The organism is Affinundibacterium seohonense (genome assembly GCF_014284305.1).
Taxonomy (GTDB): Bacteria; Pseudomonadota; Gammaproteobacteria; order Burkholderiales; family Burkholderiaceae_D; genus Undibacterium; species Undibacterium seohonense.
In genome coordinates, this window is record NZ_JACOFW010000015.1 from 38,179 (window position 1) to 57,859 (window position 19,681).

General features: G+C 46.3%; 18 protein-coding genes. 13 read left to right on the forward strand and 5 right to left on the reverse strand.

Translation table 11 applies throughout. The annotated features are described in order from the left end of the window. Positions 1-8: 8 nt before the first annotated feature. Complete coding sequence (locus H8K52_RS13255) at positions 9-608, reverse strand: DUF6622 family protein (protein WP_343044201.1); 600 nt, start codon at positions 606-608, stop codon at positions 9-11. A 131-nt stretch (positions 609-739) separates the two neighbouring features. Here H8K52_RS13255 and H8K52_RS13260 point away from each other — a divergent pair, with 131 nt between their 5' ends. The 3 genes from H8K52_RS13260 (at position 740) to H8K52_RS13270 (ending at position 4,215) form a co-directional block, all read left to right on the forward strand. Then, positions 740-1,198, forward strand: a complete 459-nt coding sequence (locus H8K52_RS13260; RefSeq protein ID WP_186923453.1) for a DUF2721 domain-containing protein — start codon at positions 740-742, stop codon at positions 1,196-1,198. A 172-nt stretch (positions 1,199-1,370) separates the two neighbouring features. Further along, the gene (locus H8K52_RS13265) at positions 1,371-1,877 is read left to right on the forward strand and encodes a 3'-5' exonuclease (protein ID WP_246464522.1); all 507 of its coding nucleotides are present in this window, start codon (positions 1,371-1,373) and stop codon (positions 1,875-1,877) included. Between the two features lie 61 nt (positions 1,878-1,938). Then, positions 1,939-4,215: a UvrD-helicase domain-containing protein gene (locus H8K52_RS13270; RefSeq protein ID WP_186923395.1), complete on the forward strand. Its 2,277-nt coding sequence runs from the start codon at positions 1,939-1,941 to the stop codon at positions 4,213-4,215. A 63-nt stretch (positions 4,216-4,278) separates the two neighbouring features. On the opposite strand, the gene coq7 is transcribed toward H8K52_RS13270, so the two are convergent. Further along, complete coding sequence (coq7, locus tag H8K52_RS13275) at positions 4,279-4,905, reverse strand: 2-polyprenyl-3-methyl-6-methoxy-1,4-benzoquinone monooxygenase (protein WP_186923455.1); 627 nt, start codon at positions 4,903-4,905, stop codon at positions 4,279-4,281. Positions 4,906-5,279: 374 nt separating this feature from the next. Between coq7 and H8K52_RS13280 the strand changes: the two genes are divergently transcribed. Further along, positions 5,280-6,344 (forward strand): porin, encoded by a 1,065-nt coding sequence (locus H8K52_RS13280; protein ID WP_186923396.1) that lies wholly within the window; start codon positions 5,280-5,282, stop codon positions 6,342-6,344. A 156-nt stretch (positions 6,345-6,500) separates the two neighbouring features. Next, complete coding sequence (locus tag H8K52_RS13285; RefSeq protein WP_186923397.1) at positions 6,501-8,723, forward strand: carbohydrate binding family 9 domain-containing protein; 2,223 nt, start codon at positions 6,501-6,503, stop codon at positions 8,721-8,723. Between the two features lie 58 nt (positions 8,724-8,781). Here H8K52_RS13285 and H8K52_RS13290 read toward each other — a convergent pair whose 3' ends face one another. Then, the gene (locus tag H8K52_RS13290) at positions 8,782-9,150 is read right to left on the reverse strand and encodes a DUF4286 family protein (protein ID WP_186923398.1); all 369 of its coding nucleotides are present in this window, start codon (positions 9,148-9,150) and stop codon (positions 8,782-8,784) included. Between the two features lie 226 nt (positions 9,151-9,376). On the opposite strand from H8K52_RS13290, the gene H8K52_RS13295 reads away from it, so the two are divergent. Together H8K52_RS13295 and H8K52_RS13300 are read left to right on the forward strand one after the other, a co-directional pair. Then, positions 9,377-10,528 carry a porin gene (locus H8K52_RS13295; RefSeq protein WP_186923399.1) on the forward strand — a complete coding sequence of 384 codons (1,152 nt, stop codon included), beginning with the start codon at positions 9,377-9,379 and terminating at the stop codon, positions 10,526-10,528. A 12-nt stretch (positions 10,529-10,540) separates the two neighbouring features. Further along, on the forward strand, positions 10,541-10,969 hold the full coding sequence (locus H8K52_RS13300) for a type 2 periplasmic-binding domain-containing protein (RefSeq protein WP_246464524.1): 429 nt from the start codon (positions 10,541-10,543) through the stop codon (positions 10,967-10,969). Positions 10,970-11,036: 67 nt separating this feature from the next. Here H8K52_RS13300 and H8K52_RS13305 read toward each other — a convergent pair whose 3' ends face one another. Next, positions 11,037-11,915 carry a LysR family transcriptional regulator gene (locus H8K52_RS13305; RefSeq protein ID WP_186923400.1) on the reverse strand — a complete coding sequence of 293 codons (879 nt, stop codon included), beginning with the start codon at positions 11,913-11,915 and terminating at the stop codon, positions 11,037-11,039. A 140-nt stretch (positions 11,916-12,055) separates the two neighbouring features. Between H8K52_RS13305 and hppD the strand changes: the two genes are divergently transcribed. From hppD to H8K52_RS13335, 6 genes are all read left to right on the forward strand, one after another. After that, entirely contained in the window at positions 12,056-13,090 is a 1,035-nt protein-coding gene (hppD, locus tag H8K52_RS13310; protein WP_186923401.1) for a 4-hydroxyphenylpyruvate dioxygenase, read from the forward strand. Between the two features lie 16 nt (positions 13,091-13,106). Beyond that, positions 13,107-13,649: a VOC family protein gene (locus H8K52_RS13315; RefSeq protein WP_186923402.1), complete on the forward strand. Its 543-nt coding sequence runs from the start codon at positions 13,107-13,109 to the stop codon at positions 13,647-13,649. 277 nt (positions 13,650-13,926) lie between these two features. Next, a complete protein-coding gene (locus tag H8K52_RS13320) occupies positions 13,927-16,341 on the forward strand; it encodes an EAL domain-containing protein (RefSeq protein ID WP_186923403.1) in 2,415 nt (804 codons plus the stop codon). A gap of 82 nt (positions 16,342-16,423) precedes the next feature. Next, positions 16,424-16,975 carry a GNAT family N-acetyltransferase gene (locus H8K52_RS13325; protein ID WP_186923404.1) on the forward strand — a complete coding sequence of 184 codons (552 nt, stop codon included), beginning with the start codon at positions 16,424-16,426 and terminating at the stop codon, positions 16,973-16,975. 189 nt (positions 16,976-17,164) lie between these two features. Beyond that, entirely contained in the window at positions 17,165-17,446 is a 282-nt protein-coding gene (locus H8K52_RS13330) for a hypothetical protein (RefSeq protein WP_186923405.1), read from the forward strand. Between the two features lie 1,209 nt (positions 17,447-18,655). Continuing rightward, positions 18,656-18,841 carry a hypothetical protein gene (locus H8K52_RS13335; protein ID WP_186923406.1) on the forward strand — a complete coding sequence of 62 codons (186 nt, stop codon included), beginning with the start codon at positions 18,656-18,658 and terminating at the stop codon, positions 18,839-18,841. 349 nt (positions 18,842-19,190) lie between these two features. Here the strand turns inward: H8K52_RS13335 and H8K52_RS13340 are convergent, their stop codons facing one another. Then, positions 19,191-19,661, reverse strand: coding sequence for a hypothetical protein (locus H8K52_RS13340; RefSeq protein WP_186923407.1), 471 nt, complete (start codon positions 19,659-19,661; stop codon positions 19,191-19,193). Between the last annotated feature and the right edge of the window lie 20 nt (positions 19,662-19,681).

Here is a 19,681-nt window from a genome sequence, read left to right on the forward strand (position 1 = left end):
TGCCAGATTTAAGCTGGAAGTAAACTGCGAACTTTACGCCCACCAATCAAGCCCAACACTCGCCCTAAAAATGCGCCATTGATTACACCAAAAGTCGTGGCAATGCTGAGACTAAATGCCGATTGTTGTGCTAACTCGGCATGCATCGCCAATCCCGCATTAAGGATGTATCGAGTAAGGAACATCCCCAAGATCAACATCAATGGCAACCAACTGCCGCGAACGGTCATCAATCCACTCCCGTCATCATAGCTACCATCCGCACTAGACTGACGGCTGTAAAAGAGCCACGTACTCAACAACAAACTACTAAGCCACAATGCAAGCACTGCTGCTTGAAAGCCAAAGCTATTGTTTAAACTCAAGAGCGATAAACCTAACATCATCAGCGGTAAAATGACTAGGCGTTGCAACGACAGTTGGCGCGTCTTCGTTTGTTGATAGCCAATAAAACATAAAGTCGCCAATAAGAACCAAACCCAAACTGGTGTGTGTGTCAAAAACTGTGTCATTATTTTTCCTCTTTGAGAACAGGCAAATCGCTCAGTGATGCCACTGTGCCTGAATCGACTTAGTGAGCGGATAAAAAGCGACGAAGGCTGCCCAATTTGGTGTCAAAAGTTGCTGACGGGCGCGAATCGATTAGAAATCGATGCGCAAGGAAGCACAAAAGCCTGAAGCCGCCTGCGGTGTAGCCTGCTAAAATACTTAATCACCGCATTCCACGAGACTCAACGTGATCAATCTACATCTAGGCAATATCGGACAAATTATTCAATTGGCAATTGCGCCAGTGTTTTTATTAACTGGTGTCGGCACCAATCTCACCGTACTCACCAATCGTTTGGCGCGCATCATTGACCGCTCACGCGTAATTGAAGACGTCATCAATACCCAAGGCGCTAGCGGCTTGACACCGCATATGCGAATTGAGTTAGATGAACTGTATCAACGCTCACATTTGATCAATCGCGCCATCACCTTAAGCTCAACCTGTGCTCTATTGGTTTGTCTGGTGATTGCTGCCTTATTCTTAGGCGATGCCTTAGATCTGCACTTAGACCAAACGATAGCGGCTTTGTTTGTAGCAGCCGTGTTTGCCCTGATCGGAAGTTTTATCTATTTCCTGCGCGAGATTTTTGTCGCGACAAAAACCTTGCGCCGTCAGCGTGAGCATGGGGTTAGCTTATTGCCATAGGCTATAGCGCGTAGTACCTGCTGATTTCTACAGTAGGAGTGAAAAAAACCACGATAAATCTCTGTTCTGTATTGCCCCTGCGTCGAAAATCTTGCTTTGCCGAAAATTTAAGGCACAATGGAATTTCCCTATTGCATGTCGCTGCATGCGATGCCAATCTCAGGAGTAAGCAATGATGTCCGTGCCCATCATTATCGATTTTGAAGCTTCAGGTTTTGGACAAGGCAGTTATCCAATTGAAGTCGGGTTTTCGGGGCGCCACGGTGAGGGTTGGTGCTCACTGATCCGTCCAGAAGACGAATGGTTACACTGGGATCAAGAAGCGGCACGGATGCATGGCATACCACGTGAAGTGCTAATAGAACGCGGCAATACCGCACAGTTCGTTGCCGAACAACTCAATTTCTTCCTCAGTGGGCGGACGGTTTATACCGACGGTTGGGGTCAAGATTATGTTTGGATGGCACGCTTGTTCGACGCAGCAGACATGACACCCAAGTTTAAACTCATAGACTTATTTGAAATTATCGAAGAATCCCAATTGCCGCAGTGGGAGTCAACCAAAGACCAAATTACCAAAGAGCTCTGCGTCGCCAGGCATCGCGCCAGCAGTGATGCGCGAGTTTTACAACTGACATGGCTCCGAACTTACGATGAGGCAAAGAAACAGACTGTATAAAAAATCAGTCTTTTTCGATCTCATCAGTTTTTCAATCTAAACACTCCCGTATAATATCGGGATGCAAAATCTCCTACATAATCTCAATCCAGAGCAGCTCGCTGCCGTCACGCTACCTGCTCAATCTGCCTTAATTTTGGCTGGCGCTGGCTCCGGCAAAACTCGCGTACTGACAACGCGTATCGCTTGGTTAATACAAACCGGACAGATCTCGCCCAATGGCGTGCTAGCGGTGACCTTTACCAATAAATCGGCAAAAGAAATGCTGACGCGTTTATCGGCAATGTTACCGATCAATACGCGTGGTATGTGGATAGGGACGTTTCACGGCCTATGTAATCGTTTATTGCGCGCGCATCATCGCGATGCGGGCTTGCCGCAGACCTTTCAAATTTTAGATTCCGGCGATCAGCTTTCATTTATTAAACGTCTGTTAAAGGCGAATAATATTGATGATGAAAAGTATCCGCCTAAGACCTTGATGTACTTCATCAATAGCGCCAAAGATCAGGGTTTGCGCGCAGCGGCAGTCGATGCCTATGATGATTTCAATCGAAAAATGGTGGCTTTGTATGATCTCTACGATCTGCAATGTCAGCGCGAAGGTGTAGTCGATTTTGCCGAACTCTTGTTGCGCACTTACGAGTTACTCAGTCGTAATCAACCATTACGCGAACACTATCAGTCACGCTTTAAGCATATCTTGGTCGACGAGTTTCAAGATACCAATGATCTGCAATACAAGTGGTTAAAGTTGATGGCGGGCACGCATGGTGCGGTGTTTGCGGTTGGCGACGATGATCAAAGTATCTATGCTTTCCGTGGTGCGAATGTCGGCAACATGTCGGCGTTTGAAAAAGAATTTCGCGTAGAAAATTTGATTAAGCTGGAACAAAATTATCGTTCCCATGGTCATATTCTGGATACCGCGAACGCCTTGATTGAGCACAATAGCAAACGCCTGGGTAAAAATTTACGGACTGATGCCGGACATGGTGAGTTGGTCAGAATCTTTGAAGCCAGCAGCGATATACAAGAAGCGCAATGGATCACTGAAGAAGCAAAAAATCTGATTCGCGAGGGTTTGGAGCGCAGTCAGATTGCGATTCTGTATCGTTCGAATGCGCAGTCACGCGTAATTGAACATGCTTTGTTTTCAGCGAATGTGCCGTATCGAGTTTATGGAGGTCAGCGTTACTTCGATCGAGCCGAAGTGAAACACGCGATTGCCTATTTGCAGCTAATGGACAATCCGCACAACGATTCAGCATTTTTACGTGTGGTGAATTTCCCTACCCGTGGGATTGGCGCTCGATCAATTGAGCAATTACAAGACGCCGCCCGACAATACAATATTTCACTGTATGCTGCGGTGCCATATGTGGCTGGCAAAGCTGGTTCTTCCTTAGGCAATTTCGTCAAGCTGATAGAAGGCGCGCGTTTTGAAACGCAGAATTTGCCTTTGCCAGAAATGGTGCAGGTGGTATTAGATATCAGCACTTTGCTCACGCATTATCAGACCGAAAAAGAAGGCGCAGATCGTATAGAAAACTTGGAACAATTGGTGAATGCGGCAACCCTGTTCGTGTCCGAAGAAGGTTTCGGACACAATGCGCCTGCGTTGGCAGGTCCCGCCTCCAGACCTGCAAGTAGCTTGATTGCGAACGATCAAGGGGTAGAGATTATCGATGCTGATGCAGCCTTACCAACCGTGATGTCACCCTTGTCAGCGTTCCTGTCACATGCTTCTTTAGAAGCCGGTGATAATCAGGCGCAAGTCGGGCAAGATGCTTTGCAATTGATGACAGTACATGCGGCCAAAGGCTTAGAGTTTGATGCGGTCTTCATCGGTGGTTTGGAAGAAGGCTTATTCCCGCACGAAAATAGTAGTCAGGAAGAATCGGGCGTGGAAGAAGAACGACGATTAATGTATGTCGCAATCACGCGCGCGCGTCAACGATTGTATATGACCTTTTCGCAAACACGGATGTTGCATGGACAAACACGTTACAACATGCGCTCACGCTTCTTCGATGAAATGCCAGAAGCATCATTGAAATGGCTATCACCGAAGATTCAACCAACTTGGTTCGCGCGCCCCAAATCAGCATGGGACGATGCACCCGAATCTGGTGCCAATGCGATCGCCCAACATTTGACCAAACATCAGGTAACGAGCGGTTGGCGGATAGGCGAAAACGTCGCTCATGCGAAGTTTGGTGAAGGCGTAATTGTGAATATCGAAGGTAGCGGCAGCAACGCGCGTGCGCATATCAATTTTGGCAAATTCGGAATGAAATTACTCGATTTGAGTATTGCGAAGTTAGAGAAATGTTGATGCGCAAGTGATGAAATCTGCAGCGATTTGCCGATTTCATCAGCGTCATGCTAGTAATGTCACCTAGATACGATAAGCCGTGGTCGTCATCACTTTTGCCATCGCTTGCATCAGGACTTTGACTGGCGCGGGTAAGTCAACAGCACCTAATTCTCCCGCCGCTGCGCCATGTGCAATTTCATCTAAGCGCATTTGCTCAACAATGGCGCGCGATTTTTCGTCTTGTGCCGGTAGTTCTTTCAGATGACTTGCGAGATGGGCTTCGACTTGTTTCTCAGTTTCCACCACAAAACCCAGACTGATAGCATCACCGCAGCGCCCGGCAATCAAGCCACATGCGTAAGCACCAACATACCAGATAGGATTGAGCACACTAGGATGGGAATTAAGCTGCTGTAGACGTTCAGCAGTCCAAGCTAAGTGATCTTCTTCTTCAATGCTAGAACGGGCAAATTGTCGTTTCACATCTTCCGATTTAGAAAAAACCGCTTGCGAGTCGTACAAGGCTTGCGCGCAAATTTCACCCACATGATTCACTCGCATCAACCCGGCGCTATGTTTTTGCTCTGTCTCGGATAAGCTGGCGTCTTCACAGGTATTGCCAGGATTACGACGGGAAGCGCGCGCCTGCCCTGAGATGACGCGTAGGGCACGGTCAAAATTAATCAACAATTGATCAGTAGTTTTAATAAACATGGTGCAGGATGAAAATAGCGAAAGAAGATCAATTGTAATGTACTTAGTGGCAAAATTAAGCGTAAAACCTTGTGTTAAGACAAGGTTTTGCGTTAACAGAAAAATTATACTGATGACAGTTTTTTTGAGCGTTTTTGGTGCTTTGTTGTTGCAATGCCACATAAAATTTGAATATGTTCTATAATAGCGCAATTCTCTTTGCCCAAAACGGTGCAATTTGTTCCAATCGCACTTAGCATACGAGGCAAGAAGTTGTCATGGTTTTTGAGTATTTGACACTTACAAGAGACGAGAATTTAGATTGATGTAGGGTAATTGCCCCCCATCAATCCATAAAAAAGATTTATTAACCTTTGGAGAGTTTTTCGATGAAAAAATCACTTATCGCTTTCGCAGTATTGGGTGCATTTGCATCCGCAGCTTCTGCACAATCATCTGTTGTGTTATATGGTGTAATCGATGCATCTACATCTCACATGACTAACCAATCCGCTACTGGCGGCAAAAAATGGTCACTGGATGCTAGCAATTTGTCTTCTTCCCGTTGGGGCCTGAAAGGCACTGAAGATCTGGGCAATGGTTTGAAAGCAAATTTCAACTTAGAAAGCTCTTTGAACGTTGACACAGGTACAGCAGGTAATTTATTTGACCGCAATGCATCTGTTGGTTTGTCTGGTGACTTCGGTACAGTCAACGTTGGTCGTCAAACTAATTTGGCATACGACACATTGGTTCAAGTGGATCCATTGAACGTAGCCCACGTTGGCACTAACCCAAACATCGCTTTGGGCGCATTGAACAACGTTGGTTTGTTCGGTACTCACGGTACTAGCGTTGGTGTTACTTCTCCAACACGCCAAAACAATTCTGTGAAATATGCATTCCCATCCGTATTGGGCGGCATCAATTTCGGCGCAATGTATGGTTTCGGTGAAAAAACTGGCGATGCATCTGCTAGCTCATACATGGGTGCTTCTGCTGGCTTCAGCCAAAATGGTTTGACAGCAGTTTTCTCCTATAGCCAATTGAAAGACGCGACAAATAGTTCGACATTGCGTTCTTACACAGGCGGTGCGAAGTTTGTTGTTAATAGTGATTTCACAGTAAAAGTGACTTACGCTGAAAACGAATTGAACACAACCGGCCGTAATATCAGTGTGCTCGGCGTTGGTGTTGACTATGCAGTCGCTCCACAAACAACATTGACAGCAGCTTACTACGCTAACCGTCGCTCTGGCGATGTCAAAGGTAAAGCAGACCAATTCGTTGGTGTTGCTAAATATGCTTTGAGCAAGCGTACAGCCTTCTACGGTTCTTTCTCTTACGCTAAAGCAGATTCTAAAGCGACTAAAGACCAAGAATTGGGCTTGTTCATCGGTGCTGGCAATAAGACAGCAACGCGTACTACAGTTGGTGTATTGCACTCATTCTAATCTTCACCGTTTAGAATCAACTTTAAAAAGACTGCCTCGGCAGTCTTTTTTTATTGCTATTTTGAACTAAACACCATTCCTCTGTTCTAAGAACATCCTCTCAAGAGCTTACTAAGTTTAGTATCTCTTATCTCAATTATTAATTTTAATCAGCTTATGAATGTTCTTTCTGTTTTTTGCATGAGCGCCTTGCTCTTTAGTGGTGTTGCGCAGGCAGAATTTCGTGCCAAACAATTACAAAAAAACGAAACGATCAAGCTGGATGGCAAACTCGAGGATGCCGCCTGGAGTGCAGTGACTGCACACCGCGACTTCTATCAAACCCAGCCCTACGATAATGTCGCCGCGCATTTACGCACTGAAGTCAAAGTTTTGTATGACGAAAGTTTTCTCTATGTTGGCGTAGTTGGCTTTGACAATGACCCTAGTCAGATTCGTGATTCATTTGCCCGTCGCGACAAAATCAGTATCGATCAGGATTTTTTTGCGCTGTATCTCGATCCCAGCAGTGGTCACAAAGCGGCTCAAGTCTTCTATGTCAATGCACGCGGCGCTGTCATGGATGGTATCTATAGCGATACCAGCGGCGACGATACTGCTCCCGATTATGAGTTCTCAGTCAGCACCGCCCGCTTTGAGGGTGGTTGGAGTGCTGAATATAAAATTCCTTTTGCGTCGATTGCTTATGATAAGCACTCCAGCACTCCTTGGAGCTTATTAGTGCTTAGGAATATGACGCGAGATCAACGCTATCGTATGTACAGCGGTGCAGTCACCCGCGCAACCAGCTGCAATTTATGTTATTCCAATCCGATAGAAGGAATGCAGCATTTGCCATCTGGTATGAGTTGGAACGCCACGCCGCAATTGGTGGCGCGACGGGGGCAAGACGAAGTGGATGGCAAGCCTAAACAGAGTAATAGCTCGCGCGATTTGAGCTTGGATTTAAAATTCCGTCCCAGCTCTGCCATCACGATCGATGCGACCTTAAATCCTGACTTTTCACAGATAGAACTGGATTCACCACAATTGTCTGGCAATACGCGCTTCGGCATTTTCGTACAAGAAAAACGCCCCTTCTTTTTGGAAGGTGCGGACATCTTTCGCACGCCATTAAATGCCATCAGCACGCGTACGATTGCCAATCCCGATTTGGGTATACGCTACACGCAACGTGACGCTGATAAAGATTTCAGTATCTTGAGTAGTCGCGATACTGCCGGGGCGTTAGTGTTGATACCGCAGACGTATTTCACCGCTTACGCCACCAGTCCTGTGGCATCAACAGCGACTGACGCTAGGGCAAATTTCCGCTTTGGATCACTCGCCGTCGGTGGCGTGCTCACTGACCGCCAGTACGCTGAGGGTCACGGCTATAACCGAGTGGCCGGACCTGATTTCATATGGCAAATCGATAGAAATCAGTTGATGCGCGCGCAGCTATTAATGAGCTCGAGCAACGCGCAGCTTGATGCAACGGGCAATTTAAAACGTGGTGCCACCACCAACGGTCATGCCGCCTATTTTGATTATTCACGTGGTAATGATGTGTGGGGAATATCGGCCACAATACGCGATTTCAGCAAAGATTTTCGTGCCGACAACGGTTTCTTCTCGCAGGTAGGATTTCGCAGTATCAACGCCGAACTCACCAGAAAATTTGGCCGCACTGGCTTCTTAAATGAATTCAATACCTACATCAGTACCGAATATAAAGTCGATAGCACAGGACAAGTATTGTCGAAAATCCTAGCGCCCGGCGTCAGAGTTGCCGGCCCGTATGACAGTTCCGCTTATATGAACATCAGTCCATCCGTGCGCAACCGGGTTAATCAAGACGGCGAACTGTTTAGCATAGGACGAATCGCTGGCGGCATCGCTGCTAGTCCAGGTAAGCGGGTCGCTAGGATCGCCAGTGATTTCACGTTTGGGGATGTCATCGACATTCAGGCCAATCGCTTAGGTCGCGGCGGTTCCATGACGATGAGTGCAAAACTCAGACCAATCGACCGATTGGAGCTAGAACCTAGTATCGCCAGCAATTGGATTAATCGTAGCTCAGCGCGAGGAAACAGTGCCACGCAAGACCGTACCTATACCGAAACGGCAATGCAGTTGAATAGTATTTTGCACCTAAGCGCGAAAGATACCATCAGGATAATTTTGCAAAATGCCCGTACCACGCGTGATCCACGCGCCTATACTCAGACTGTTGCAGCACAAAGCACTCGTAAAGTCGGTTCCTTTGTGTACACCCATCATGCGGGCGTAGGGAGTGCGATTTATTTAGGCTGGACAATCACTGATACAAACACCCCAGGCTTGGTCGCCAGACGCCAACAAAGCGAATTATTTACCAAATTTTCTTGGCAGCTCTAAGTCCACGAACTCGTTTAGATCATTTGCCAGTGAGCTTCTCGGGGGCGTTGAGCTCCCGTCAATGTCCCCAAGACTGTATGCCAGTCCAAACTTGACGACTCACTGCACAACCGTCCGGAAAATGCTGTAAGAAATCGGCTCGCATGGCGCTGGCGTATTGATCCAGATAGCGCTGATAATCAGCAGTTGTCGCTGCTTGATAGCAAGTCCTGAAAACATTGTCACCCGCCTCATCAAAATGTATGTGCTGGAAACATCGGGTTTCCCAAATCTCAGGAATATGTTTTTCACGCATATAGGTCATGAAAGAGGAGCGAAGATCTGGACGGACAGTGACGTTGACTTCATAAAATACCATGCTTAATTTTCCATTCAGAGTGTGAGTGCAGCCTTGCTCTGCGCCTCTTCGTTGTACTAATAGTTTCATATTAATATCTCATGCACCTGCATGAGTGCCATCAATGTTAAATGCTAAAAAATTACGCAAACGTTGCTTTTTAGTATCTTACCCCACAAAAACTTGCGCCACGGCACACATCCTCACAGGCGCAAGTCTATACTAAGATCACACAGCATCAATACAGCCTGCCTAGAGCGCGTTCCGCAGACGCTCGGGTCTCAATGATTTGCAACCCTCACTGAAGGAGCATGAAATGGGTAAATTGAAAGCAGTTGGTCTATGTCGTGCAATTGCCTTATTGGGTTTTGTTAGCATAACCGGAGTGAGTCAAGCTGTAGATTTTACGTACTCCGGTTTCGGCAATTTGACCGCGGGCAAAGTTTTTAGTGCAACTGGTTTAGAAGTTGGCTTCCCTGACAATAGCAAATGGAAATGTCCATGCTATATCGCGGATTATTCTCATGGCAGCGTGTATGAATCACGTTGGTCATTCAAGCCAGAATCACGCCTAGGTTTGCAAGGTAATCTCAGTTTCAATGATGATTTTTCTTTTACCGGGCAGTTGATGGCCAGACATGCTGCTGGTGATGCTGATCTCGCCGTTGAGCAAGCTTACTTCAGCTATAACCTCAGTCCTAAGTTCACCTTGCAAGTGGGTCGTAAACGCTTACCACTGTTCTTTTACTCTGATTTTCAGGACGTCGCCTTTGCCTACAACTGGGCACGCGTACCGCCTGATGTATATGGCTGGCCCGTCGTGAATTATAACGGCGCCAATCTGACATATCGCGACGACATCAGTGGATGGGCAGTGAAATCGACGGTCTACTTCGGTCAAGAACATTCTAAAGAAGTCCCGATCGCCAAACTTAGTGACCCCTCACGAGTCGATGTGGAATGGGACAATATGTATGGCGTTGATCTCGAACTGAACCGCGATTGGTTTACCATGCGTGCCGCCGTCAATAAGTCCAAACAACGTCGATTACGCTTAGGGCCTAATGGACTTGAACAGTTCTCTCCCGATCCTGCTGTGTTTGGTAAATCGTCACCCCAAACTTACTCTTCACTCTCCTTGAATGTCGATCGTGATGAATTCGTGGTACGCAGCGAGTTCTCTAGAGTGAATGCCGCTCCCGCTCGTGGCAGCTACCGTGGATACCTGATTGGTGCTGGCTATCGCTTCGGTAATTTTCTCCCTATGTTCACAGTGAGCCGTCTGAATGCCTATGGCTCTACCGGTAAGCCCGAGGAAGTCGATAGAAATGTTGGTATCAGTCTGCGCTATCAGCTCAGCGACAACAGTGCCTTAAAATTTCAACTAGATCGCAGCCGTTGGGATTTTTTAAACGGCACAGATAACACGCGCAAATTAGCAACCGTATCCTACGATTTTACTTTTTGAGGAGAGATGATCATGGCTATCTTTTCTAAAAAATTCTTCAGGAAAGTCTTTTTGTGCGCCAGTTGTTTAGGCATGGCACCGCTGGCAATGGCAGATGTCGTGGTGATCATCAATCCGGCAAATGCCGCTGGCATTGACGAAGAACAAATTGCCAAAATTTTTCTCGGACAAACCAAGACTTTTTCGAATGGATCTGAAGCGACACCGATAGATCAAAAAGAAGGAGCGGTTCGGGAAGAATTCGGGAATAAATTCCTGAAGAAAAATCCCTCACAACTCAAAGCGCAATGGGCGCGTCAAATTTTCACGGGTGGTGCCAAGCCACCAAAGGAACTAAGCAGCGATGACGAGATTTTAAAATTTGTTGCCAACACCCCAGGTGCCATTGCTTATATCGATTCGTCTAAAGTGAATAAATCAGTCAAGGTGGTCAAACACTAAATTGGCCTAGATCATTTTTATCCGGTAACGGACATGTGTTTACGGCAGCTTCACGCTGCCGTTTTTTTTATCCAAGTGGCTCCGCTCGGAGCAGCTCAGCCAACCGTCTGCCAGCTCGTCCCAAAGTTTGATCGCGATGATGCACCATGCGTGGAATAAAGCGATAACGTGAGTTTTCGACAAACTGCACTTCGACTAATTGCTTCTTTTTAAGCTCGGCTTTCACTAAGAAGATAGGCATCCAACCATAGCCTAGCCCCATCAATAAGGCTTCTTTTTTGGCGAAAAATCCATCTAGATAAAACACCCGTTCACTACCAAAAATATGCTCATCATTACCGCTTTGGCTAGAATCCTGCACTGACAACTCGGTATGCGCCTGCAATTGCGCCAAACTCACCGCCTTCATGTCTGCCAATGGATGACTTGGTGCTACACACAAGACGCATTCAATTTCGGTTAGGGTTTCTGCATGCAAATGCGGATGCGGGACGTAATCTTTGACAATCATCAGATCGGCCTTATCGGATTCAAAACGATGTTGTACGCCCTGCAGAAACTCGACTTTGACCTGCACGCGCGTAGGTGCGCCTTCGTCAGCCAATTGCTTCAAGGCTTTCAAGATCGCCTGTAAGGGCAAAATTCCATCGACAATCACCAACAGCTTCGCTTCCCATTCTTGATTGAGTTCACGTGCGAGAGCTTCTAATTGATTTGCCTGTATCAATAAGCGGCGTCCCTCAGACAAAATCACTTCCCCAGCCGAAGTCAATTTCACGCGATAACCATCACGATCGAGCAGCGCCAATCCTAGCTGTTGTTCTAATTGCTTGATTTGATAACTGATCGCGGACTGCGCGCGATGCAGACGCAGAGCGGCTTTGGCAACGCTTCCCTCGCGTACGACGGTATCGAGTGCCAGCATAAAGTTAAGGTCTAAGCTCATGATTAAATCAGAATCTCAATCTAAATTTTCGATGATGTTGTGCGAAATATTACGCTTTTTTTGTTGATGTGTCTTGATTACAGTAAGCACAAAGTTCACCGACATGGTGTTGGTGATGATAATTCCTCTGGAGACTGACGATGACACAAGCAAATCCTTTGAATCTGCGCGGTATTGAATTTACTGAATTCTGCGGACCTTCCGCCGAACATTTGGAAAAACTCTTTTGGGCTTTCGGCTTTTCTAAATTACGCCAACACCCGTCCAAAGCGATTAGCTACTTCCGTCAGAACGACATCCATTTTTTGATCAATAGCGAACGTCAGGGCAATTCCGCCGAATTCGCGAAAAAACACGGTCCATCCATTTGCTCTATGGGCTGGCGCGTTGACAATGCGGCATTCGCCTTAACAGAAGCCGTGAAACGCGGCGCTCGTGCGGTTGCTGACGCCGACAAAGATCATGCCTATCCAGCGGTGTATGGCATCGGTGACAGCCTGATCTATTTCATCGAGCCAAGTTCTAGCGGCACATCCATTTACGAACGTGATTTTCAAGCTTTAGCATCACCGCTAATTCAGCCAGAGAAGGGCTTCTTGACGGTCGATCATTTGACCAATAATGTCCCATTTGGCGAACAAGAAAAGTGGGCGGATTTCTACAAAGGTATTTTTGGTTTCACCGAAGTGCGCTATTTTGACATTCAAGGCGCGAAAACCGGTTTGACTAGCTATGCGCTGCGCTCACCTGACGGTAGTTTCTGCATTCCTATCAATCAGCCAAAAAATGAACAAGATCAGATCGCAGAATATCTGCGCGATTACAATGGCCCAGGCGTGCAGCATTTGGCTTTCCTGACCAAAGACATTTTGCATTCACTCGATCAACTCGAAGGTAGTGAAATCGAGACTTTGGATATCGACGACGAATACTATCAAGACGTATTCCAACGCGTGCCTTACGTGCGCCAAGATCACAAGCGTATTGCCCAGCATCAGGTCTTGGTCGATGGTGACGACGACGGCTATTTACTGCAAATCTTCACCAAGAATATTATCGGACCGATCTTTATCGAAATCATCCAACGCGAAAACAATCTGAGTTTTGGTGAAGGTAATTTTGGTGCCTTGTTCCGTTCCATAGAAAAAGATCAAGAACGTCGCGGCGTTATTTAATTTAGGGAGAACTAACATGGCATTTGCAATGCAGGGCGTACATCATGTCGCATATCGCTGCCGCGACACCAAGGAAACAGTCGAGTTTTATCAAAAAACGCTGGGCATGGATTTTATGCTGGCGATTTCCGAAGATCGTGTTCCCTCTACTAAAGAAGAAAATCCTTACATGCACGTCTTCTTGGATGCAGGTAACGGCAATGTATTGGCATTTTTTGAAATCCCCAACTCACCGCCGATGGGGCGTGATCCGAATACGCCATCTTGGGTTCAGCATTTAGCGTTCAAAGTCGATAGTCTGGATAGTCTGCTGGAAGCCAAGACGCATTTGGAAAGCTTAGGACTAGAGGTGATAGGCCCGACGAATCATGAGTTATTTCAATCGATTTACTTCAACGATCCCAATGGACATCGAATCGAATTGGCAGCCAACACGTCGACGCCAGAGATGCTAAAAACACTCAATGACATCGCACCACAAATGTTGGCTGATTGGACGGCAAGCAAACGCACAGTCCACCATGCCGCGTGGTTACACGAAAAGGAATTTTCGCATTAAGCCACTACGACATTAGCGATAACTCTTTCGATTCCTGCCCCTTCTAAGCAAAGCCCGGTAAGCCGCGCTTTGCTTTTTTTGCCTTGCGATCGCAAGTTTGTTGTTTTGTATTCCATTTATCTATTTTTTTACAACGCTAGGGCAAAATTCCCGCACAATTAAGTATGCTGTCTGTCGCTAGTCTTTCACGACTACAATAACGACTCAAGATGTCTAGGCCTATTTCTAGATGTATTCCTAATCAATTTAGCTGACATCACCAATCAAACCAACTGCTATGCCTAATAAGCCGTCAATCAGCGACAATCACGAATACGAAATTGCCATTCTTCGCGAGCGTAATTCTTTACTCAATATCCTCAGTGAGTTTGCGATCGCTTTATTGAGACTGCGCACCAAAGAAGACGTATTGTGGTACGCCACGAATGAAGTGGTGGGGCAAATGGGGTTTGACGACTGTGTTATTTACCTATGGGATGCGAATAGTCAGCTATTAGTTCAACAATCTGCGTTTGGCCACAAAACTATGGAGCAAGGTGCTGTCAACAACGCGCTCCACCTGCGTTTGGGTGAGGGTATCGTCGGACGCGCAGCCTTAAAACGCGAAACTATCGTCGTCAATGATGTCAGTATCGACGACAGCTACGTCGTCGATATGCAGCAATCAGGTTCGGAATTGGCCATACCGATTATTTATGCAGACCAATTAATTGGTGTCATTGACAGCGAAAATTTGGCAAAGAATTTTTATACTGCTGAACACATCAAAATTCTCACGGCGGTCACATCGATGGTCGCCGCCAAATTAGCGCAGACCAATTTAATTCAACAACTGGAATCATCGATCAGTGAATTAGAGTACGCAAAAAAATTGCAGAGCGTTTTGTTTAATATCGCCGCGCTGACCTACGAAGACGAAAATTTTTTCAAGGTATATGAAAAAATTCATCATTTAATTACTGAACTTCTCTACGCCAAGTCTTTCTTCGTCGCCGTCTATAATGAAGAAACCCGACGCATCGAATTTCCTTATTTTGTCGATGAAAGACATCCCAACCTTGCTGCCGATATTGGGCCGGTTGATACCGAAATGCGAGGCATGTCCGCTTGGGTCATTTTCAATAACTCTTCACTTTTACTAAGTCGCCAAGACATCATCGAACGTTCGCAGCGTGGTGATTTTGAACTCTTGGGAACCCTCGCGGAATCGTGGTTAGGTGTGCCAATCCATGCTGGAGACGATCTCAAGGGTGCCTTGGTGGTACAAACCTATTCACCTTTAGTGTCGTATATGGAGAAAGATAAAGAGTTGCTTAGCTTTGTATCGCGCCATGTATCGAATCTTTTGAAGCGTAAAGTCACAGAAAAAAAATTACAGCACTTAGCTTTACACGATGCCTTAACTGGCTTGGCAAATCGGACCCTGTTTCTTGACCGAGTGTCGCATGCCTTGAAAAAACAAGAGCGCCAAGATCAACGGATTTGCGCTGTTTTGTATATGGATGTCGATCTGTTTAAATCAGTCAACGATCGCTACGGGCATGCGGTCGGGGATGCTTTACTAACCCAATTTGCCCACTTACTGTCGGAGCAAACTCGTCAACTTGACACCGTGGCTCGCCTTGGTGGAGACGAATTCGCCCTGTTCTTAGAAGACATAGACAGCCAAGAAACAGCGATTCAGTTAGCCAAGCGAATAATTCAGGCATTGCAAGAACCGTTGGCTGCAAATGAAGTCATGATTGCATGTTCCACCAGCATAGGAATCGCTTACACCAACGATAGCTCAATCACCGCGATCGAAATTATCCGGCGTGCCGATGCGGCAATGTATCAGGCGAAAGCAGCAGGCAGAGGACATTACCAGCTCTACGATCCTTTGCTTGATCGCGCGAATGTGCGAGATCTGGTATTGGGTGAAGATATACAAATTGCGTTGACGGAGGAACAATTTGTATTGCATTACCAACCCGTAATCGATGTCAAATCTGGCATAGCCGTTGGCTTCGAGGCACTAATACGTTGGCAGCATCCGACCAAGTCATGGATCGCACCGAATGAATTTATCGACTACGCTGAGAAACATCGCCTAATCGAAAAAATTGATCGTTACGTATTACGTCAGGCCTTGCAGCAAATGACGATCTGGCGCCAACAAACCGGCTTGTCACCCAAAGTCAGTGTGAATATTTCGGGGCGCCATTTTGCCAGTGCAGAATTTATCAGTACCGTATTAGCCCTACTCGACGAGTTTCAAATCGCACCGCACACTTTAGGGATAGAAATTACCGAACGGGCAGTGATTGATAAATTCGCGATTGCCCAGAACAATATTCAAATTCTGCAAAAAAATCATGTACGGATATTGCTCGATGATTTTGGCACTGGCTATTCCTCATTAAATTACCTGCATCAACTCACACTAGACGTGATCAAAATTGATCGTACCTTTGTCAAAGGAAGTCGTGGTAGTAAACCAAATAATCCGATTATCAATAGTATCGTCGCACTCGCCGCCGCGATGAATTTAAGTGTGGTAGCGGAAGGTGTAGAAACGCTGGATGAATTACTGGTACTGAGAGAAGCAGGATGCGAGCTTTGCCAAGGTTTTTATTTTTCTAAAGCCTTACCACCAGAAGCCGCGATTGCCTACTTCTTAGCACATCATACGCAAGTGCAGGTATCAATTTAGCTTAGCGAGCCGCACGAAAATGGCGCAAGGGTGCATGCTATCATTGCGCAATTATGCACTCGACTTCAATACCTTCCTCACCATGATACATTCAGTTCCTGCACCCAAGCTTGCGCCAAGCTATCAGTTTCGCATCGCCACCCGCTCTGACTCGCAAGCCATCGCCGATCTGGTCAACAGCGCCTACCGTGGTGATTCCAGCCGAGCTGGCTGGACCACAGAAGCCGATTTGCTAATAGGGCTACGGGTAACGCCCGAGGATGTCTGCGAATTGATAGAAACGGATGATTCTGTGATTTTCCTCTGCATTGATGGTGACAGGATTATCGGCTCAGTGAATCTATTGAAAACGGAAGATGCTGCATATTTAGGTATGTTCGCAGTCAATCCACAATTACAAGGCGGCGGCATTGGCAAGCAATTTATGCAGGCTGCTGAAGACCTAGTCAAACAACGCTGGCAAGCAAAAAAAATGTGGATGACCGTCATTACAACCCGCCACGAATTAATCGCTTACTACGAACGCCGTGGCTATCAACGTACCGGCCGAATCAAAGCATTTCCAGCCGAGGTTCCCGAAGAAAACCGTCTGGTCAAAAATTTACAAATGGAAGAATTAGAAAAACCGCTGTAAGCCAATACGTCGTCATTAAACGAGCATACTAGGCTAACCTAGCAACTCGAATGCGATACCAGCGAATCACAGAAATTCATCAATAAACACAGATAAGGCCAGAATTTGCGGTGTTTTCACCGTTTGTTCTGCGCTTTGCATTAAAGCACTGTCCCCTAGACTATCAAGCTCAACTTATGTGGAGCAATGATGTCCATCCCCAGTGTTTCGCCGCTAAGCAGCATCGCTGCCTTACGTGCGTATCAACAAGTCAAACAACACGGCGAACCGCTACCGGATAAATCGGAAGCACTAGCCTTGCTAGAACGTGAGCAACGCAATGCCGGTACCGAAGCAGGCATGGCGATCAATGCCGAGGCACTCGCCACCACACTCAGCACCGAAGAACAACGACAGACGCAGTTAGAGTTAGAACGCAGCTGGGGTCTAATGAGTGCCATTTTAGGCACGCAGTTTGATGAGTATGCTTGAGGTTTGGTTTGTGTTTATGTTTGTGTTTGCGGAAGCAAGTGTTCAAATCATATAAATCGCTTAAATTTTTTCAAGTGAACAAGACTTTTAAGCTACAAGAATAATTTTCACGAAAGCTCATCGTTTACAGGTCGGGTGTGGCCCGACGGCCAAGCACCTTTTTTGCTTCGCCAAAAAAGGTCCTCCAAAAAAGGCGACCGTAGACTCGCCCCTTCGGGGTGCTTACGCTTCGCTTCAGCATAATTTGTGCATCACAAAAAATGGGAAAGTGCTGAAACTCGCTTCCCTTGCAGGGCGCATCTTCGCTTGCAAGCGAAGACCGTAACGCAGGCGATGTGCATGCACATCGAAACCCCTGCTAAACCTCAGACAACAACACTTTCTTATCCATTTTCTGTGAAGCACAAATTACATCGTCTCAAACGGGGGTAGGTCAAAAACAAAGTCAAAAGCAACGACCTACAACCGCTATTGGAATACTTAATGCCGTCGGTACTGATTGTTTTTCTGTTGCCGTTGCTTTTGACTTTAACGCCGTTCCACTTCTGACACTGCCAATTGTGCAGGACAGAAAATGGGTAAAGAAAGCCTTGTTGTCTGAGCTTAGCGAGTTTCAAGGCTTTCCCATTTTTTGTCCTGCACAATTGGGAACCCGAAGGGCAGTGGCAGCGTGGTCGCCTTTTTTGGGTTGCCTTTTTTGGCGACGCAAAAAAGGTAACTGGCCGTCGGGCCACCCCCGACCTGTGAACGATGAGCTTGCGTGAAGGAAAATACCGACGAAGAAAATCCAGTGACTTGCTTGTGAGAAGTTGAGTAAGCGATAAAGGTAATTTAGACAGTAAGCGGTGGGTTACGCTGACGCTAACCCGCCCTACGAAAATATTACGACTTTCGGTCTTCAGCCACAAGATTAGTTTTCTCGCGCACTCATCGTTCACAGGTCGGGTGTGGCCCGACAGCCAATTACCTTTTTTGCTTCGCCAAAAAAGGTAATCCAAAAAAGGCGACCGTAGACTCGCCCTGCGGGTGCTTACGCTTCGCTTCAGCATAATTTGTGCATCACAAAAAATGGGAAAGTGTTGAAACTCGCTACGCTCAGACAACAACACTTTCTTATCCATTTTCTGTGAAGCACAAATTACATCGTCTCAAACGGGGGTAGATCAAAAGCAACGTCAAAAACAACGACCAACAACTGCTATTAGAAAATTGAATGCCGTCGGTACTGCTTGTTTTGGTGTTGCCGTTGCTTTTGATTTTGATTTTGATTTTGATTTTGATTTTGACTTTGCTTTTGACTTTGCTTTTGACTTTCACCCACTTCTGACACTGCCAATTGTGCTGGGCAGAAATGGGAAAAAGAGAGTCAGATGTTTGAGCGTAGCGAGTTTCTGACTCTCCCCATTTTTGTCCCGCACAATTGGGCACCCGAAGGGAGATTGATGGGGTTTCGCAAAGCATGCTTTGCGCCATCAATCTCTAAGCTGCTTGCAAGCAGCGCAGTGGACGGGGCAGCGTGGTCGCCTTTTTTGGGTTACCTTTTTTGGCGAAGCAAAAAAGGTAACTGGCCGTCGGGCCACACCCGACCTGAGAACGTAAAGTTTATGTGAAAACCAATGCCAAAAGCAAAAACTCAGCGCCTCGTTCGCGAGAAGCTGAACAAGCGATATATGTGATTTAAGCGGTGAGCGGTGGGTTACGCTAACGCTAACCCACCCTACGAAAATATTTCGACTTACGGGCTTTAAAGCGGAATTCGTTTATAACTTAGAATTTCGTATTCAGGAAGAAACTCCATCGTTAAAAACGGCGCTTGAACAGAAATGCTGTATGGATTTGCATCACAAATAATTGTAAGTTTTTGACTATTCATATTCGTCAAAACTATTCCGCTTTCGGAGTAACAATTCTCTGTATCTAAACATAGTTTTTCAATTGTTTGAATATGTCTCCACTGATCATCAAGTGGCATTACGTTTGGAACACCATCTCCATCTTCAACCGAACTGAATTCTAAGGTGCCAACTTCATGCCATCCATCTATGTCATTCAGCTCAGATTGAACTTTAAGAACAGTACCATCACTTAGAAAACACCAAAAAGTATGTGTACGAGAGATATTGTCAGAGCTTAAAGCGAATCCCTTCAACCCTTTTACCAAGTGCTCATACAACGATGACAAATTATTTAGTACAAAGGGATAATAATTTTTCATTAGTCAACCTATTGAAGTCT

Excerpts from the sequence above, each read along its gene's own strand:
- H8K52_RS13265 (WP_246464522.1), top strand. The coding sequence starts at position 1,371 with ATGATGTCCGTGCCCATCATTATCGATTTTGAAGCTTCAGGTTTTGGA.
- H8K52_RS13270 (WP_186923395.1), top strand. The coding sequence starts at position 1,939 with ATGCAAAATCTCCTACATAATCTCAATCCAGAGCAGCTCGCTGCCGTC.
- H8K52_RS13280 (WP_186923396.1), top strand. The coding sequence starts at position 5,280 with ATGAAAAAATCACTTATCGCTTTCGCAGTATTGGGTGCATTTGCATCC.
- H8K52_RS13285 (WP_186923397.1), top strand. The coding sequence starts at position 6,501 with ATGAATGTTCTTTCTGTTTTTTGCATGAGCGCCTTGCTCTTTAGTGGT.
- H8K52_RS13290 (WP_186923398.1), bottom strand. The coding sequence starts at position 9,150 with ATGAAACTATTAGTACAACGAAGAGGCGCAGAGCAAGGCTGCACTCAC.
- H8K52_RS13295 (WP_186923399.1), top strand. The coding sequence starts at position 9,377 with ATGGGTAAATTGAAAGCAGTTGGTCTATGTCGTGCAATTGCCTTATTG.
- H8K52_RS13300 (WP_246464524.1), top strand. The coding sequence starts at position 10,541 with ATGGCTATCTTTTCTAAAAAATTCTTCAGGAAAGTCTTTTTGTGCGCC.
- H8K52_RS13305 (WP_186923400.1), bottom strand. The coding sequence starts at position 11,915 with ATGAGCTTAGACCTTAACTTTATGCTGGCACTCGATACCGTCGTACGC.
- hppD (WP_186923401.1), top strand. The coding sequence starts at position 12,056 with ATGACACAAGCAAATCCTTTGAATCTGCGCGGTATTGAATTTACTGAA.
- H8K52_RS13315 (WP_186923402.1), top strand. The coding sequence starts at position 13,107 with ATGGCATTTGCAATGCAGGGCGTACATCATGTCGCATATCGCTGCCGC.
- H8K52_RS13320 (WP_186923403.1), top strand. The coding sequence starts at position 13,927 with ATGCCTAATAAGCCGTCAATCAGCGACAATCACGAATACGAAATTGCC.
- H8K52_RS13325 (WP_186923404.1), top strand. The coding sequence starts at position 16,424 with ATGATACATTCAGTTCCTGCACCCAAGCTTGCGCCAAGCTATCAGTTT.
- H8K52_RS13330 (WP_186923405.1), top strand. The coding sequence starts at position 17,165 with ATGTCCATCCCCAGTGTTTCGCCGCTAAGCAGCATCGCTGCCTTACGT.
- H8K52_RS13340 (WP_186923407.1), bottom strand. The coding sequence starts at position 19,661 with ATGAAAAATTATTATCCCTTTGTACTAAATAATTTGTCATCGTTGTAT.